Origin of the sequence: Streptococcus sp. 27098_8_51 (assembly GCF_041432205.1) — a bacterium.
Classification (GTDB): Bacteria; Bacillota; Bacilli; order Lactobacillales; family Streptococcaceae; genus Streptococcus.
Genome location: NZ_JAPVZE010000011.1, coordinates 47,494 through 64,419 on the forward strand (window position 1 = coordinate 47,494; position 16,926 = coordinate 64,419).

Sequence of the window (16,926 nt, forward strand, 5' to 3'; positions counted from 1 at the left end):
TATACTCCTATGCTTTAAAAATTAATTCCTTAATTTCTGAATACCCCCTATTCAAGTTGATCATAGCTATTGCCATATCTTCCAAGCGCTGATAGCTTATCAGTTCTACACTTGTCAAGCCATCGATACCGTTCTTACTTTCTCGCTCCTTCATGAGTTGCGCTTTATGCTTCCCTGTCACTCCCTTTAGTAGTAAGTTTGTAAGTGTACTATAGGCATGCTTGGGGGCTTTCTCCCATGTTTGAATAGCTTCAGTTAAACTTTTACGCTTCGGCTTTTCCAGTTCTCTTTGAAGGTAGCGTTTAGAAAGTTCGTCACGCATCTCAAAGAATGCTTTGACTAGGTTTGTTTTGAAGTTGGCCACTTGCTCGGTATTTTTTAAAAATGTAACTAACAAGGTCGCTTGTTGCTCATTCAAAATATAGTCCTTGGTATTCTGGCCACTTTCCATAGCTTGGATTTTAAATCCGACCTTTCCGAACCGTTCAAACCTTTCTTGATGTTTGCGGATCGTCTTGGTTATTGTATGATGTTGCAATCCTGTACACTCTGCAACGATACTGCTCAGCGTATACGGTTCTTTCTTACCGTCCATATAAACCAGTTCCATTGGTTCGCTCCTTTCTTCTTGTAGATAGTGCTTGCCACCTAAAACAGTACCAAGGTAAATCATTGAGGTAGGGAAAAATTAGGAGAGAATGAACCCCTACAAACCCTTGATACTGCCATAGGTAGCAAGCAGAAATATTCTTGATTCTGTCTTATGCTCCTTTCTAGTAATCTTTAGCAAGCCATTCCATTACGCTAGCATAAATTCTTTTAGGAGCTTTATAATCACCTTTCAGAATTTTAGGAACTGTTTTAGGTGAAACTCCAATTTCAAAAGCTAACTCATAATTTTTTAATTGTAAATCGGCTTTTTTTCTTCGTAACGCTTTCGCTTGCGATTGTGTAATAATCATTTTTTCTCTCTCCTTTCTATGTTTTATTCTCATTTTGAGAATAATTTAAGTATATACTCTTTTTTTGAGAGTGTCAAGTGGTTTTATTCTTTTTTTGAGAATTTTTATAGAAAAAAATTCTTTGCTATGATATAATCAACTTAAAACAATTAAAGTAGGTTATACGCTGTGGAAATAAAGCTCAAAGAATTTAGAGAAAAAGAAAATTTATCTTTGAATAAACTTAGAAGAATTTTAAAAGAAAAATACAATATTACCGTTTCTGATAGTCAATTAATGTATTATGAAAATGGAACTCGAAAACCAAGAAACAATAAAGTATGGGAGAGTTTAGCAGATTACTTTGGGGTTAGTGTTGCAACTCTTTTAGGCCATGATGAAATATCTCCTGAAGAGATGACTACTAAATTACAAGATTTTTTCGAAAATCTTGATATGAATGAATTAAATAACATTAAACCAAATTATGATTTGCTAAAAAAGGTTCAATCAGCATATGAAAACGTTGAAGAACATATAAACAATCCAAAAAAATACGAGAATTTTGGCAAAGGTTTAGCTGATTTTAATCAAAGCTACATGCTAACTATCGAAAAGTTAATAGTTAATGATATAGAAATGGGGACGAATTTTGCAGATATTTTAATCAACTATATTTCTTTAAATGACTATGATAAAAAAATAGCTTTTGATTTAGTTCAAAAACTATCTGAGAGAGACAACGAAAAGGAGTAACCCCCATGGGATTTTTTGATACTGTAAAACAAGAAGGTAGTTTTTCTACCGCATCTGGAGTAAATGGACTACACTATGTTGTCCTTCAGGTAACTTTAAAAGAAAAGTTTTTCGGTACTGGATCAGGAAACCTTACAGAATTAGAAGATGTTATCAATAAACAAGCTTCAAAAGGTTATCGCCTGCATACCATCACAACCGCCAATGGTGGAAGCAAAGGACTAGGCGGTGGCGACCGTATTCAAGCCACAATGGTATTTGAGAAGATTATCTAAAATCTTTATACAATATAGCCTGATTTTCAGCTACTTTGCGCGAAAATAGAGAGAATTTGAAGGATTGATTAACAGAAAGGAGAATAATGAGCGATAAAAGAAAGCAACTCTTAAGCTACCAAGCATTGATAGATAAGATGGTCGCAAATGGTATTCTGTTCAATATTTTTGATCAGAACACTGCCAAAGATATATTACAAACACGGAACTACTACTATAAAATATCGAGCTATCGAAAACTTTTCAATAAAATAGATGGTAAATATAATATAGAATTTGCGACGTTAGCTGACCTGGCTGTAATTGATATGCAGATACGTTACTTCCTAATGGATATTTGTCTGGACGTTGAACATAGTATCAAAACTGCTCTAATGGATGTTATAACGAAAAATCCAAAAGTTGATGGATACGATATAGTAAAGGATTATGCTGTCTATAATCCTATAGGGTTTACAAATACTAAAAACGCTTTATCAAAAAATCATTACCTAAAAAACGTTTATATCAAACATAAAAATGATATCCCTATATGGGTATTGATTGAAGTCATGGACTTTGGGAATCTATGCTACTTGGTTGAAATGTACTGTGATAAATATCCAAGTAATAAACGACTAAAAAAAGCGAAGCAGTTAGGGAAATATGCTCGCCATATTCGTAATGCTTGCGCCCATAGCAATGTTATACTGGTGGATGTGTTAGAGCAAACACTATCCCCTTCAAGTTCTATTACTTCTCTTGCTTCTATGCTTAATATCTCTCGGGATATTATAAAATATCGTAAAATACATGATATATTTTCCCTCGTAGTATTGCATCGTGAATATTGTAGTAAAGCACTAGGAAAACAGCGTTTTAAAGAATTTATCAAAATTGCAAAACGTGCTAAAAAACATGAAGATTACTACAAACAAAATCCGAAAATTGTAGAAATCTACATAAATTTTGTTAAAACACTTGTAAAAATTTCTAAAAAGTGATATTATATTTCTTAATCGTAAAAGAAACCCTTTTGGGTTACACTGCTCTATGCCTGTATCTCTATATAGGTCAGGGTTACAACAAGAAAATAAGTGTATCAGCTTTTTAGTTGATACACTTTTTCTATTCCCCATATAAGCCCCATATCCGCCTTGTTTCATACTCTAGTATTATTTACCGTCTGACTGCTTAAAATCGAAAATAGAGGAGTTCTCGTAGCTCCTCGCATGGTATAAACTCAAAACCTTTTCTAATTGCTTGCCTGCTGATGGAAAAGGAGTTAAAACAATGAAAATTACACAACACACGAAAAAAGACGGATCAGCAGTCTACCGCTCCAGTATCTATCTTGGCATCGATACCGTAACGGGTAAGAAGGTCAAGACTACCATATCAGCACGAACAAAGAAAGAACTCAGAAACAAAGCCACCCAGGCTAAGGTAGAATTTGAGAAAAACGGCTCTACACGGAAACAACGCTCACATATAACAACCTATAGCGAACTTGTGGACTTATTCTGGCAAACCTATCAGCATACCATAAAGACTAATACGCAGATAAAGATAAAAGGCTGCTTAAATAATTACCTCTTGCCCTCATTTGGTACTTACAAACTAGATAAACTTACACCTGTCATTATCCAAACTCAGGTAAATAAATGGGCGGATGAGTACAATCAGGACGGAACGGGGTATAAAGAATACAATCATCTTCACGCCTTAAATAAACGTATTCTACAGTATGGGGTCTCTATCCAGGCATTAGACAATAACCCTGCTCGTGATGTTGTCATTCCTAGAAAGATAACAAGAGATAAACAAGAAATTAAATACTTTCAAGATCAGGAACTTAAAAACTTCCTCTCCTATCTCGATAACCTGGAGAATACCTTTGTCAATTTCTACGATACTGTGCTTTATAAAACGCTCCTAGCTACTGGACTGCGCATCCGTGAATGTCTGGCCCTGGAATGGTCTGATATTGACCTGCAGAACGGAACAATCGATATTAACAAAACACTCAACATTTTAAACCAGGTAAACACTCCTAAGACAAAATCAAGCTATAGAGTTCTAGACATCGATCATAAAACAGTACTCATGCTTCGACTCTACCGAGCAAGACAAGCAGAAAACGGTAAAAACATTGGTTTAACCTATGAGAAAGTATTCTCTGATAGCTTTGACAACTATGTCAATACTCGAAAGGTTGATTATCGCCTACATAAGCACTTAAAAAACGCTAACTGTACTGATTTAGGCTTTCATGCTTTCCGACACACTCACGCTAGTATCTTGCTTAATGCTGGTCTACCTTACAAGGAGATACAGACACGACTTGGCCATGCAAAAATATCTGTAACTATGGATACTTACAGCCATTTATCAAAAGAAAACCAAAAAAGAGCAGTCTCATTCTTTGAAACTGCCCTCGAAAAAATAAAAAGTTCTTAAAAAAGTCCACAAAATTAAAAAAGCGATACATAAAACCCTTATGTATCAACGATTATAGAATGATTTCGGTATAATGACTATTATACCGAAATTTTTGATTTTTTTAAAGGAAAAGGGAACGAGTTGCGAAGATTATTATAAACTATCCAAAACAAAAAGATGGGACTGTAAAACAGTCGCCATCTTTTTTAGTTATTCAAAGTTAAGATTAGTCAACTTTTTTAGCACGGTATACAAGTCCTGCCAAAGCTGCAAGAACTAGACCAAGAATAGTAGAGAATGCTGTAAAGTCTGCTCCACCAGTGTTTGGCAAATCTCCCTTAGGCTGTTCACCCTTAGGACCTTCCTTAGGTTCTTCTTTTTTCGGTTCAGTATACGTGTTAGTGATTGTTGGGTTGTTACCTGTAACTTCTGTTACAAGTTGACCCGCACCATTATCTGTCACTGTTACTGTCACTTTGTAAGAATTCTCATCATATTTGATATTCTTATCGTCACCTTTTACTTCAGTAATAGTGTAAGTGTGCTCACCTGCTTCTTTGTACTCAATTGCTGTGAAAGTAACAGTACCGTCTGCAGCGTTTGTAGCTGTCTCAACGACTTTGTCACCTTCTTTAAGTTCAAACTTAAATTGACCTTTTACAAGCTCTTTATCACCTTTCAAGACTTTCTTAGCTGAGAAAGTTACTTGTGTTGAAGACGCAACATAAGTGTTTGTGAAGGTTGGGTTGTTGTCAGTTACAGTCGCAACAAGTTTGCCTGCACCGTTATCAACAACTTTAACTGTTACATTGTGAGTAGATTTATCGTATGTCACACCTGCTTCGCTACCTGCTTTTTCAGAGATAGTGTAAGTGTGCTCACCAGCCTCTTTGTACTCGATACCTGCGAAAGCAACTGTACCGTCTACAGCGTTTGTAGCTGTTCCGATTACTTTGTCACCTTCTTTAAGTTCAAACTCATATTTGCCTGCTTCAAGGGCTTTACCTTCTAAGACTTTCTTAGCGGTAATATTTACAGTTGTTGAAGCTGCTTTATATGTGTTGGTGAAGGTTGGGTTGTTACCTGTAACAGTTGCAACAAGTTGACCTGCACCATCATCTGTAACGTTTACCCTAACTTCGTGTTTAGCAGTATCGTAAGTCACACCTGCTTCGCTACCTGCTTTTTCAGTCATAGTGTAAGTGTGCTCACCTTCTACTGCGTATTCGATAGCTTCGAAAGTCACAGTACCGTCTGCAGCGTTTTTAGCTGTTGCAACGACTTTGTCACCTTCTTTAAGCTCGAATTCGTATTTATCAGCTTCAAGAGCTTTACCATCCAAGACTTTCCTAGCCGTGATAGTAGCTTTTGCTGGAGTTGCTTTATATGTGTTGGTGAAGGTTGGGTTGTTGTCTTTTACATCTGCAACAAGTTTACCTTGTCCATTATCTGTAACTTTTACTGTTACATTGTGAGTAGATTTATCGTAAGTTACACCTGCTTCGCTACCTGCTTTTTCAGAGATAGTGTATGTGTGGTCGCCTGCTTCTTTGTACTCAATACCTGCGAAAGCAACTGTACCGTCTGCAGCGTTTGTCGCTGTTCCGATTACTTTGTCACCTTCTTTAAGTTCAAACTCATATTTACCGGCTTCAAGAGCTTTACCATTCAAGACTTTAGTAGCCGTGATGTTTACAGTTGCTGAAGATGCTTTATAAGTGTTGGTGAAAGTTGGGTTGTTACCTGTAACAGCCGCAACAAGTTGACCTTGACCGTTATCTGTAACGTTTACTGTCACTTCATGTGTAGCAGTGTCGTATGTCACACCTCCTTCGCTACCTGCTTTTTCAGAGATAGTGTAAGTGTGGTTTTCTACTGCTGCGTACTCAATATCTTTGAAAGTCACAGTACCGTCTGCTGCGTTTTTAGCTGTTGCAACGACTTTGTCACCTTCTTTAAGCTCGAATTCGTATTTATCAGCTTCAAGAGCTTTACCATCCAAGACTTTAGTAGCTGTGATGGTAGCTTTTGCTGGAGTTGTTTTATAAGTGTTGGTGAAGGTTGGATTGTTGCCTGTAACAGCCGCAACAAGTTGGCCTTGACCGTTATCTGTAACTGCTACCTTAACTTCGTGTTTAGCAGTGTCGTATGTCACACCTCCTTCACTACCTGCTTTTTCAGAGATAGTGTAAGTGTGGTTTTCTACTGCTGCGTACTCAATTTCTTTGAAAGTAACAGTTCCGTCTGCTGCGTTTGTAGCTGTGTCAACGACCTTGTCACCTTCTTTAAGTTCGAATTCGTATTTACCAGCTTCAAGGACCTTACCATTCAAGACTTTCTTAGCCGTGATGTTTACAGTTGTTGAAGCAGCTTTATAAGCGTTAGTGAAGGTTGGGTTGTTACCTGTAACAGCCGCCTCAAGTTGACCTTGACCGTTATCTGTAACATTTACTGTCACTTCATGTGTAGCAGTGTCGTATGTCACACCTCCTTCACTACCTGCTTTTTCAGAGATAGTGTAAGTGTGCTTACCTGCTGCTGCGTACTCAATTTCTTTGAAAGTCACAGTACCGTCTGCAGCGTTTTTAGCTGTCGCAACGACTTTGTCACCTTCTTTAAGTTCGAATTCGTATTTGTCAGCTTCAAGCTCTTTACCATTCAAGACTTTAGTAGCTGTGATGGTAGCTTTTGCTGGAGTTGCTTTATAAGTGTTGGTGAAAGTTGGGTTGTTACCTGTAACAGCCGCAACAAGTTGTCCTTGACCGTTATCTGTAACTGCTACCTTAACTTCGTGTTTAGCAGTGTCATATGTCACACCTCCTTCACTACCTGCTTTTTCTAAGATAGTGTAAGTGTGGTTTTCTACTGCTGCGTACTCAATTTCTTTGAAAGTCACAGTACCGTCTGCAGCGTTTTTAGCTGTCGCAACGACTTTGTCACCTTCTTTAAGTTCGAATTCGTATTTATCAGCTTCAAGATCTTTACCGTTCAAGACTTTAGTAGCTGTGATGGTAGCTTTTGCTGGTTTAGCTTTATAAACGTTCGTGAAAGCAAGGTTGTCTGCACCTGTTGCAGTTGCAACAAGTTGACCTTGGCCGTTATCTTTAACGACTACTGTTACTTCATAAGCATTTGGATCGTATTCAACTCCGGCTACATCACCTGCTTTTTCAGTAATAGTGAATGTACGAGTTTCTTCTTTTGTGAACGTAAGTTCTGGGAATTGAATCTTACCGTTTGCATCGTTTGAAACAGTGTGGAGAACTGTTCCGTTTTCTTTCAACTCAAATTCAAATTGGCCAGCCTCAATAGCTTTACCGTTCAAGACTTTCTTAGCTTCAAGTTGAAGTTTTGCTTCTGTAGCAGCGTATGAGTTTGTAAATTCTTTCTTAGAATCTTCAAATTTGACGCTTGCTAATTTTTCACCCAAAACATCTTCTACTGTTACAGTCGCTTTAAGGACGTTCGCATCATAAGTGTATCCAGGTTTGTTATCATTAACTTCTTTAATGGTATATTTAAAAGTTCCTGCTTCTTTGTATTTGATTGCCTCGAACTTCACTTTACCATTCTCATCATTTTTGACAGTTTGTAAAACATTACCTTTGTCATCTAGAAGTTGGAAACTAAATGCATCTTTTTCAAGAGCTTTACCTTCAAGTTTCTTGGTTACTTCTAGAGCAACCTCATCCGATTTGGCACCTCCACCAATACCGTCTGTTGTGGTAATTGGTGCAAAACCTTCAAAATCAATTGGTTGAGCTTCCTCGTTTGTAGTTACCGACACGTTATTTAGTACACGTTTAGTAACTTGGTCAACTGGTTTAGTCAAACGAGTACGGTATAGGATGAACAAACCTTTATGATCAAGAGTTCCATCACCATTAGGTGTAATTGAGAAATGGTTCTTATCTGTTACTTGGACATGAGCACTATCCAATTTTGTTCTTCCGTAACCATTTTCCCAGTCTGGGAAGTAGTAACCAGTGATTTCACTTGCAAGAACTTGTCCATCAGGAATAGTATCTTGGATGTTTACACCAGTGTAAGATTTTGCATAGCGGTTAACACGGATACGCCAGTTTACATAGTTAGGGTCGTCTGAATCTTGAACTCCCCATTTAGTAAATCCAGTTGGGTCAACGTCTGGAACGATACGAGTCAGATGATAAACTCCTGCACCAGGAATGTTGATTTCATATTCCTTATTCTTTTCAACATGGTCTGCCCATACTACAGTAAATGATGCAACAATTTGCTTGTTCTCATTAAACTTCTTAAAGTACTCTTCGTTTGTTACTGTAATCTTAGCAGTATTCGTTGCCTTCTCTGTTGTCAGCGTTGCAATCGTATCACCGTTCGGAGCTTTCAAATCTGTAGTAGAATCTACTTCGATTTTGAACTCATTTGGAACGTGATAAACCATGAAATCACCGTTTTTCAGAGTTACATTGTCTGGGAATGCGTAAGTTGTTTTAAGATAGAACTTACCTTCACCATATTTGGCATGATCGACTAATCGGTTCGTATTAATCGTCGGTTCTGTAGTCAAAGTGTACTCTGATTCAGTTTTTTCGGCAGCACTAACTACTCCATTAAGTCTTAGTGCAGGCAAAAAGACCGACACAACCAGTAGCAAGGCCATCAAGCCACGAAAGAGTTTACTAGTTCTCTTTTTCACCACATTATCCTCCTTATTGTCTATAATGGTTCAATTATATTATACAGTTCCATTACAAAATGTCAACTAAAATTTATTTATTTTTATATTAACTTACCATTTCTTTAAATAATAAGCCTAATCATGCATGTTCATCAGCTTTGAAACAAAAAATACAAGCAAGGATTTCGCTTGTATTTAATATATACTAATTTCTTAAAAGGCTAAGTATTTAATCCCAATTCTGCTAATATTTGCCGTTTGTAGGCAATTTTTTGGACTTCCTTGTCTTCGTTCTGGGACCAATCTAGTTTAATTTCTGAAACAATTTGCCCAGGACGATTTTTCAAGATGTAGATGCGGTCACTGAGATTGAGGGCCTCTTCGATGCTATGTGTAATGATCAAGGTCGTCAGCTGTAGCTGTTTGTGAATCTCCAAGTACCAAGCGTGGAGTTCCATCTTGGTCATTTCATCCAAGGCACTAAAGGCCTCATCCAAGAGAAAGAGCTTGTGCCCGAAAAGGTAGGTCCGAAGCAAGGCCACACGCTGACGCATCCCACCACTGAGCTCATGAGGATACTTATCCCGTACGGCTGTCAGCTGGAAGGTCGCAAGGATTTCGTCCGCTCGGGCAATAGCTTCTGTCTTATCCACCTTTTGAATCAAGAGGGGCAGGATGATATTGCCAAGCACCGTTTTGTGCTCCAAGAGGAGATCCTTTTGCAACATATAACTCACGCGCCCCTTAGGATTTTCCTCGCCGTCAAGGACAATTCGCCCAGACTGGACTTCTAAAATCCCAGCGATTAGGTTAAAGAGGGTGGTCTTTCCAACACCACTTGGACCTAGGATAGAAACTACTTCACCTGATGTCACCTGCAGGTTGATGTCCTCTAAAATCTTTTCATCGCCATAGGCATAGCCTACGTGTTCTAGTCTAATTTCTGTCATTATTTTACAAATTCATTAGTGAAACCTTTGTCTGTCAAGTCTTCTTTAAGGATACCATGTTCTTTATCCCATTTGTAGAAGGCATTCCAGCGGTCAGCGTCAAATTGTCCCCATTTTTCCTTGTCGCTTGCGTATTCTTTTGACAAGTATTTTTGAGATTCGATGACAAAGTCACGTTTTTCCTTGAGTTCAGGTGCGTTCTTAATGAGGATATCTGCAGCTTCTTCTGGGTGTTCCATAGCATATTGGTAACCTTTTTTAATAGCTTGGATGACTTTGCGAGCTTCTTCCTTGTTGTCTTTTAGATAGTCGTTGTTTGCGATGATAACTGGTGAGTAGTAGTCAAACTCCTTGACATAGTCTTTCAAGTACATGAAATTGGCGTCTACGCCTTGAGATTTGGCAAGGATACCATCCCAACCGTAGTAAATCCAAGCAGTGTCAAAAACGCCATTGGCAATCGGTGTGATGGAGTTTGAGTCGTTGTTTGGTACTTTTTCGACCTTCTCAAAGTCTCCACCTTGTGATTCTACTAATGTTTTCAACATAGCTAGCTCCGTTGGATCATTCCAAGTACCGTATTTCTTCCCAACCAAGTCCTTTGGACTGCTAACATTGTCAGATTTACGAGAGATGATTCCTGATGTATTATGTTCTACGATAGCAGCAACGGCAGTGATTCCTACCCCTTTTTCCAATTTCTTAGCCATGTAGTCTTGGAAATAGATGGCAAATGGTGCCTTGCCATTGATCACCAAGTCAGATGAGCTTTCTTCTGGTGGCAATTTCAAGTCAACATCCACTCCAGCTTCTTTGAAATAACCTTTTTCCTTAGCAACATAAAGCCCTGTGTGGTTAGTATTTGGCGTCCAGTCTAGGATAAAGTCAATCTTCTTGAGTTCTGCTTCTTTATTGTCCTTAGAAGCAGTCCCTTGACCACAAGCCACCAGCACGACAGCTACAAGAGCTGTCACAAGCGTTAAAAACACTTTCCATGTTTTCTTCATCTTCATTTCCTCTTTTCTTTTTCTAAAACATCCTTATCTTAGGGACGTTTCCATTTAATCACATATTTTTCACTAATATCGACCAACTTCATACCCAAAAGGCTGATAATCGACACCAGAATAATAATGGCAAACATGGTATCATACTGAAACAGTTTTTTAGACTGAATCATATAAACACCAAGACCTTCAAAACCTCCTAGCCACTCGGACACCACGGTTGTGATAAAGGCGTAGGAGACACTGACCCTCAGACCTGCATAAAAGTAAGGCAGGCTGACCGGGATTTTAAAATGCCAAAGGATTTGCCAAGGCTTGGCTCGCATCAGACTAAACAAGGTCAGCATATCCTTGTCACAATGCCTAAATCCATCCAAAATACTGACGATGATAGGGAAGGTTGTCGTCAGGATAATCAAGACAATCTTGGGCAAAATTCCATAGCCTAGCCACAAGACCAGGATAGGGGCTATAGCAATGGTCGGAATGGTCTGAACAACCACCATCATAGGGTAGATAAGATCATTGAGCCAAGTCAGACTGTCCATAAGCACCGCCATGATACAGGCAATCAAGACTCCCAAGACTAGACCTAGCAAAGCCACTCTCAAGGTCGCCCAGCTATGGTGCCAGAGAAATTCTCTGTCACGAACAAAGGCCTGGAGAATTTCAAAGGGAGTTGGTAGGATAAACTTGGGTAAAAGTTTGAATATTCCTGCTAACTGCCAGATTGACAAGACTCCTAGAAAACCCAATAGACTAATATGTCGTCTCAGTATACTTTTCAAGTTTCTCATCAATACTTAAAATTTCTCCTACATTTATTTTGACATTGGCAAAGACATTATCTGCTTCCTGCCCTGCCACTTCTAGCGCGTCTTTGAGAATACGCATGAGCTCATCAAACTCCCCTTCCAAGACCGTTTCAAAAGGTGTCACCACCATGGTCACGGACTGCGCCTGCAGATAAGCAATAACCTGATCGATAATAGCAATTCGATTAATCCCCTGTGATAGGGGCAAGACTTGCAAGGCAATGCTTGCTTTCATAAAAACCTCCTTTTCTCAGGTTTCCCTTTGACAAAAAGAAAACCTCTTCCATATATGGAAAAGGTGCAGAATTCGGCTAAGTATCGTTCCCTACGCTGGCATTACCCAGATCAGGTGCGGTCGAAGTTTAACACTTCCTCTCAGACTGTACACAGACTCCCATATCTTATATGGAAATATAGTAACGCAAATACTAGTAAAAGTCAAGGAAACTGCTTACAGAAACCTATGAAAAAGAGTTTGAAGGCAAATGCTTCAAACTCTTTCATAACTTTCTTATTTAGCCTCGTACCAGGTTGCTCCTTCATTCTCATCAGCAATGAGTGGAACACTGAGCTGGATGGCTTCTTCCATGGTTTGTTTCACTAAAACTTTAACGACTGCTAGTTCTGATTTCGGAACCTCAAGGACGATTTCATCATGCACTTGCAACAGCATCTTGGTCTGATAGCCACCTTCAACTAGAGCCTTATCTAGCTGAATCATAGCAATCTTAAGAATATCTGCTGCCGAACCCTGGATAGGAGAGTTGATGGCAGTCCGCTCTGCAAAACCACGAATGTTGAAGTTACGCGAATTGATATCTGGTAACTCACGACGACGCTTGAAGAGGGTCTCTACATATCCCTTATCACGCGCTTCACGTACCACTTCTTCCATATAGTTTTTGATTCCAGGAAAACGTTCAAAGTAAGTGTCAATGTAGGCTTTGGCCTTCTTACGACTAATACCAAGATTGTTTGCCAAACCAAAATCTGAAATCCCGTAAACCACTCCAAAGTTTACCGCCTTGGCATTACGACGGTCGTTTGGAGTCACATCTTCAGGACGTTCAATGCCAAAGACCCGCATGGCCGTTGAAGTATGGATGTCAGCTCCTTCTTGGAAAGCCTTAATTAAGTGCTCATCTTTAGAAATATGAGCCAAAACGCGCAATTCAATCTGTGAATAGTCCGAGCTGAGCAACACACTATCCTCCCACTCAGGAACAAAAGCCTTACGAATGAGACGACCTTGCTCCAAACGTACAGGAATATTTTGCAAGTTTGGATCCACACTAGACAAACGCCCAGTCTGAGTCAAATCTTGCACATAGCGCGTGTGGATCTTACCATCATCCAAAATCCAGTCCTGCAAGCCAATCACATAGGTAGATTGAATCTTAGCAATCTGACGGTAGTCGAGGATTTTTTTAACAATCGGAGCAATAGGAGCTAGTCGCTCAAGCACATCCACGGCTGTCGAGTAACCTGTCTTGGTTTTCTTGGTGTATTCTAGAGGCAGACCAAGCTTTTCAAAGAGAAGGACGCCTAACTGCTTAGGTGAATTGATATTAAACTCCTCACCAGCCAGTTCGTAAATCTCTTGAGTGAGTTGCTCAATGACGACCTCATTTTCAGCCTGCATTTCAAGTAGGGTTTCTTTTTTGACCTTGATCCCAGCAATTTCCATCTTAGCAAGGACAAAAGCCAGAGGTTGCTCCATGTCATAGAGAAGGTCTAACTGTCCATGTTCACTGAGTTTTTCAAGTAAAACCGGCTCCGTCTCAACCAATACAGCAACCTTGCGAGCCAAGTGCTCCAAGAATTTCTCTCTCTCAGGGATAGCTTTCTTGACCCCCTTACCGTAGAAAGTCTCATCATCGACCAAGTATGTTTGACCGTAGAGATTCGCAATGGTTGAGATTTCATTGTTCTCGACTGTTGAGAGTAAGTATTTTGCCAAGCGACTGTCAAAAGCAGGTGCCTGGAGGTTCAAACCCAAGCGATTTAAAAGAACCTTCGCTTTCTTAAATTCATACACTTTCAGAGGTGTTTTTTCTAAAAATTCCTTGAAAATCGGCTCCTGCAAGAGCTCAAGTTTGTCTGTAGCGTAAAGTTTATCCCCACAGGACCAGGCAAAACCAACCAAGTCATCTGTATGGTAGTTCTCACCAAAGAGTTCAAAGTGGAAGATAGAGTCGGCACTCAGCATGTCTTGACTGACGTGGTCAACGATGGCGAAATCCAAACTTTCAGGCACATCTGTTGATGAAATATTTAAAGCTTGTTTGAGCTGTTTGAAGCCCATCTCATCGTAGAATTTCCCAAGATTTTCCACATCTGGGCCATTATAGACCAAATCATCAAGGCCAATCTCAATCGGTGCCTGAGTCTCAATGGTCGCTAGTGTTTTCGATAAAAAGGCTTGTTCCTTATCATTGATGAGATTTTCCTTCATCTTAGAAGCCTTCATCCCATCGATATTTTCATAAATACCCTCGAGCGAACCATGCTCCAGCAAGAGCTTGATACCCGTCTTTTCACCGATTTTCGTGACACCAGGGATATTATCAGACTTATCCCCCATGAGGGCCTTAAGATCAATGAACTGAGCTGGCGTGAGGCCCATCTTTTCCATGAGATAGTCCGGCGTAAAGGCCTCAAACTCAGCCACACCTTTCTTGGAAATCTCGACCACCGTATGCTCATCCGTCAACTGGATCAAATCCTTATCTCCGCTAACGATTGTCACATCGAAAGAATCTTTCTCAGCCAAACGACCTAGAGTCCCGATGATATCATCCGCTTCATACTGGGCTAACTCATAATGGCGAATCCCAAGATGGTCTAACAACTCACGAATGAAGGGAAATTGCTCACGAAACTCATCTGGAGTTTTAGCACGGCCACCCTTGTAGTCTGCATACATCTCTGTTCGGAAAGTCGTCTTACCTGCATCAAAGGCTACCAAAACATGACTGGGCTCAACCCGCTCTAAGACATGATTCAACATAAGTTGAAAGCCGTAAATTGCATTGGTATGAAGGCCATTAGCATTTTTAAACCGATCCAACTGCTGATAGAGCGCAAAAAAAGCTCGAAAAGCAACTGAAGATCCATCAATTAATAATAATTTTTTCTTGTCCATACACCCATTATAAAGGAAAGCAAGGAAAAATACCATCGGAAAGAGCTGAAAAACGTGGACTTGTCCCTATTTCACCATAAAAAAGAAAAGGACTATTCAAATCCTTTTCTTTTATTGATTTCATGCGATTTATTTATTCAATTTTCTCTTTGCAAATGGTAGCAAACCAAGAAGGAGACCAACAAATCCTAGCGATGCGACTGCTGAAGCATCTTGGCTTCCCGTATTTGGAAGGAATTGTTCATCTGTTGCTGCAGGCGCTTTGTAGGTACGATCTTGTTCAGTTCCAAGAGTAGGGCTTGTAGCCAAAGGAGCTACACTGCCAGTGTATTCTGGAACTTCGTTTACTGCTGGTTCAATCTTTTCAGCGTAGGCTGGAATATTGGCTACTGCTGGGGAACCACTTTCTCCATAAACTGGAACATTCGCTACTGCCGGAGCACCGCTTTCTCCATAAGGAAGAGCATTGTTTACTATTGGTGTACCGCTTTCTCCGTAAGCTGGAACATTCACTACGGCTGGAGCACCGCTTTCTGCATAGGCTGGAACACTCGCTACTGCCGGAGCACCGCTTTCTCCATAAACTGGAACATTCGCTACGGCTGGGGAACCACTTTCTCCATAAGCTGGAACATTCGCTACTGCTGGAGCGCCACTTTCGCCATAGGCTGGGAGTTCATTTACAGCAGCTTCTACCGCATTTGCACCTTTGTTGTATTCTGGCAACTCTGCAGTTGCAGCTTCTACTGCGTTCACCCCACCTTTAAAGTCTTCAATTTCAAGAACAGCCGACATGACACTGCTTAGAGTCTTAATAGCATCCTCATAGTCTGCTAAAGCTTGTTGCAAGTCTTTGACTTGACTATTCTTGTCACCAGAAACTTGTAAACTTGATAATTGCGCTTTAATCTTAGCAACTTGCTCTTCTAATTTACTTAGCTCAAGTTTTTTCGCATTACTATTTTCTTCCGCTGCTTCCTTGTCGGCTGCAGCGAGTTTAGCTTGGTCTTGACTTGAGAAATCTTCTTGGCTCTTCACTTCGGCCGGTGTCATCTGATCGCTGTCTTCTGCCAAGAAATCATCTAACAAATCTGACGCTTCGATATCGCCATCTTCGATAGCTTTCAAGATAGCTTCCTTACCAATCACTTCCTTAGCTGCCTTAATCGCTGCTTCCTTATCAGTGATAGTAGCATCCTTGTTGATGTCATCGATAGTTGATTTTTCGATTTTTTCTAGGGTAGCGATTAAATCTGAGCGAACTTTTGCTGCTTCTTCCGCCGCTTCCTTGTCCGCTGCAGCGAGTTTAGCTTGGTCTTGGCTTGAGAAATCTTCTTGGCTCATCGCTTCGGCCGGTGTCACCTGATCGCTGTCTTCTGCCAAGAAATCATCTAACAAGTCAGATGCTTCAATATCTCCATCTTCGATAGCTTTCAAGATGCCGTCCTTGCCAATCACTTCTTTAGCCGCCTTAATCGCTGCTTCCTTATCAGTGATAGTGGCATCCTTGGTGATGTCGTCGATGGTTGATTTTTCAATACCTTCAAGCGTTGAAAGCAATTCTGAGCGAACTTTAGTTGCCTCTTCCGCTGCTTCCTTATCTGCTGCAGCAAGTTTGGCTTGGTCTTGGCTTGAAAGTTGAGATTGAGTTTTTGATTCGGCCGGTGTTACTTGTTCACTGTCTTCTGCCAAGAAATCTGCCAATAAGTCTGAGGCATCAATGTCGCCTTCTTCGATAGCTTTCAAGATGGCATCCTTGCCAATCACTTCTTTAGCCGCCTTAATCGCCGCTTCCTTATCAGTGATAGTGGCATCCTTGTTGATGTCATCGATGGTTGATTTTTCGATACCTTCAAGCGTTGAAAGCAATTCGCTGTGAGCTTTTTCTTCCGCAGCTTGCTTAGCTTCTTCCTCTTTCTTAGCCTCCTCGGCTGCTTCCTTGTCTGCTGCAGC

Annotated in this window: 13 protein-coding genes and 1 riboswitch; of the genes, 4 read left to right on the top strand and 9 right to left on the bottom strand. The window is 40.1% G+C overall.

From position 1 onward, the window contains the following. Positions 1-7 precede the first annotated feature (7 nt). Complete coding sequence (locus O3622_RS07470) at positions 8-610, bottom strand: Rha family transcriptional regulator (protein WP_049490560.1); 603 nt, start codon at positions 608-610, stop codon at positions 8-10. A 163-nt stretch (positions 611-773) separates the two neighbouring features. Beyond that, positions 774-962 (bottom strand): hypothetical protein, encoded by a 189-nt coding sequence (locus O3622_RS07475; RefSeq protein ID WP_049490562.1) that lies wholly within the window; start codon positions 960-962, stop codon positions 774-776. A gap of 168 nt (positions 963-1,130) precedes the next feature. Here O3622_RS07475 and O3622_RS07480 point away from each other — a divergent pair, with 168 nt between their 5' ends. The 4 genes from O3622_RS07480 (at position 1,131) to O3622_RS07495 (ending at position 4,411) form a co-directional block, all read left to right on the top strand. Next, on the top strand, positions 1,131-1,697 hold the full coding sequence (locus tag O3622_RS07480; protein ID WP_049490564.1) for a helix-turn-helix domain-containing protein: 567 nt from the start codon (positions 1,131-1,133) through the stop codon (positions 1,695-1,697). 5 nt (positions 1,698-1,702) lie between these two features. Next, positions 1,703-1,972 carry a DUF4177 domain-containing protein gene (locus O3622_RS07485; RefSeq protein ID WP_004261908.1) on the top strand — a complete coding sequence of 90 codons (270 nt, stop codon included), beginning with the start codon at positions 1,703-1,705 and terminating at the stop codon, positions 1,970-1,972. An 86-nt stretch (positions 1,973-2,058) separates the two neighbouring features. Continuing rightward, a complete protein-coding gene (locus tag O3622_RS07490) occupies positions 2,059-2,955 on the top strand; it encodes an Abi family protein (RefSeq protein ID WP_049487585.1) in 897 nt (298 codons plus the stop codon). Between the two features lie 289 nt (positions 2,956-3,244). After that, positions 3,245-4,411: a site-specific integrase gene (locus O3622_RS07495; protein WP_125398191.1), complete on the top strand. Its 1,167-nt coding sequence runs from the start codon at positions 3,245-3,247 to the stop codon at positions 4,409-4,411. Between the two features lie 208 nt (positions 4,412-4,619). On the opposite strand, the gene O3622_RS07500 is transcribed toward O3622_RS07495, so the two are convergent. The 7 genes from O3622_RS07500 to O3622_RS07530 all read right to left on the bottom strand — a co-directional run. After that, entirely contained in the window at positions 4,620-9,074 is a 4,455-nt protein-coding gene (locus tag O3622_RS07500) for a Spy0128 family protein (protein ID WP_371607282.1), read from the bottom strand. Positions 9,075-9,277: 203 nt separating this feature from the next. Then, a complete protein-coding gene (locus O3622_RS07505; protein WP_049479434.1) occupies positions 9,278-10,006 on the bottom strand; it encodes an ABC transporter ATP-binding protein in 729 nt (242 codons plus the stop codon). Beyond that, the gene (locus O3622_RS07510; RefSeq protein ID WP_049479435.1) at positions 10,006-11,013 is read right to left on the bottom strand and encodes an ABC transporter substrate-binding protein; all 1,008 of its coding nucleotides are present in this window, start codon (positions 11,011-11,013) and stop codon (positions 10,006-10,008) included. The genes O3622_RS07505 and O3622_RS07510 overlap by 1 nt, the downstream gene beginning before the upstream one ends. Before the next feature lie 38 nt (positions 11,014-11,051). Next, complete coding sequence (locus tag O3622_RS07515; protein ID WP_001245135.1) at positions 11,052-11,810, bottom strand: ABC transporter permease; 759 nt, start codon at positions 11,808-11,810, stop codon at positions 11,052-11,054. Continuing rightward, on the bottom strand, positions 11,773-12,063 hold the full coding sequence (locus O3622_RS07520) for a thiamine-binding protein (RefSeq protein WP_000647687.1): 291 nt from the start codon (positions 12,061-12,063) through the stop codon (positions 11,773-11,775). The genes O3622_RS07515 and O3622_RS07520 overlap by 38 nt, the downstream gene beginning before the upstream one ends. 70 nt (positions 12,064-12,133) lie before the next feature. Further along, positions 12,134-12,236, bottom strand: a riboswitch (TPP riboswitch). A 103-nt stretch (positions 12,237-12,339) separates the two neighbouring features. Continuing rightward, positions 12,340-14,973 carry a DNA polymerase I gene (gene polA / locus O3622_RS07525; protein WP_049479436.1) on the bottom strand — a complete coding sequence of 878 codons (2,634 nt, stop codon included), beginning with the start codon at positions 14,971-14,973 and terminating at the stop codon, positions 12,340-12,342. A gap of 129 nt (positions 14,974-15,102) precedes the next feature. Further along, positions 15,103-16,926, bottom strand: a 1,824-nt coding sequence (locus O3622_RS07530; protein ID WP_371607283.1) for an SIALI-17 repeat-containing surface protein, incomplete at its 5' end; no start/stop codon positions are given.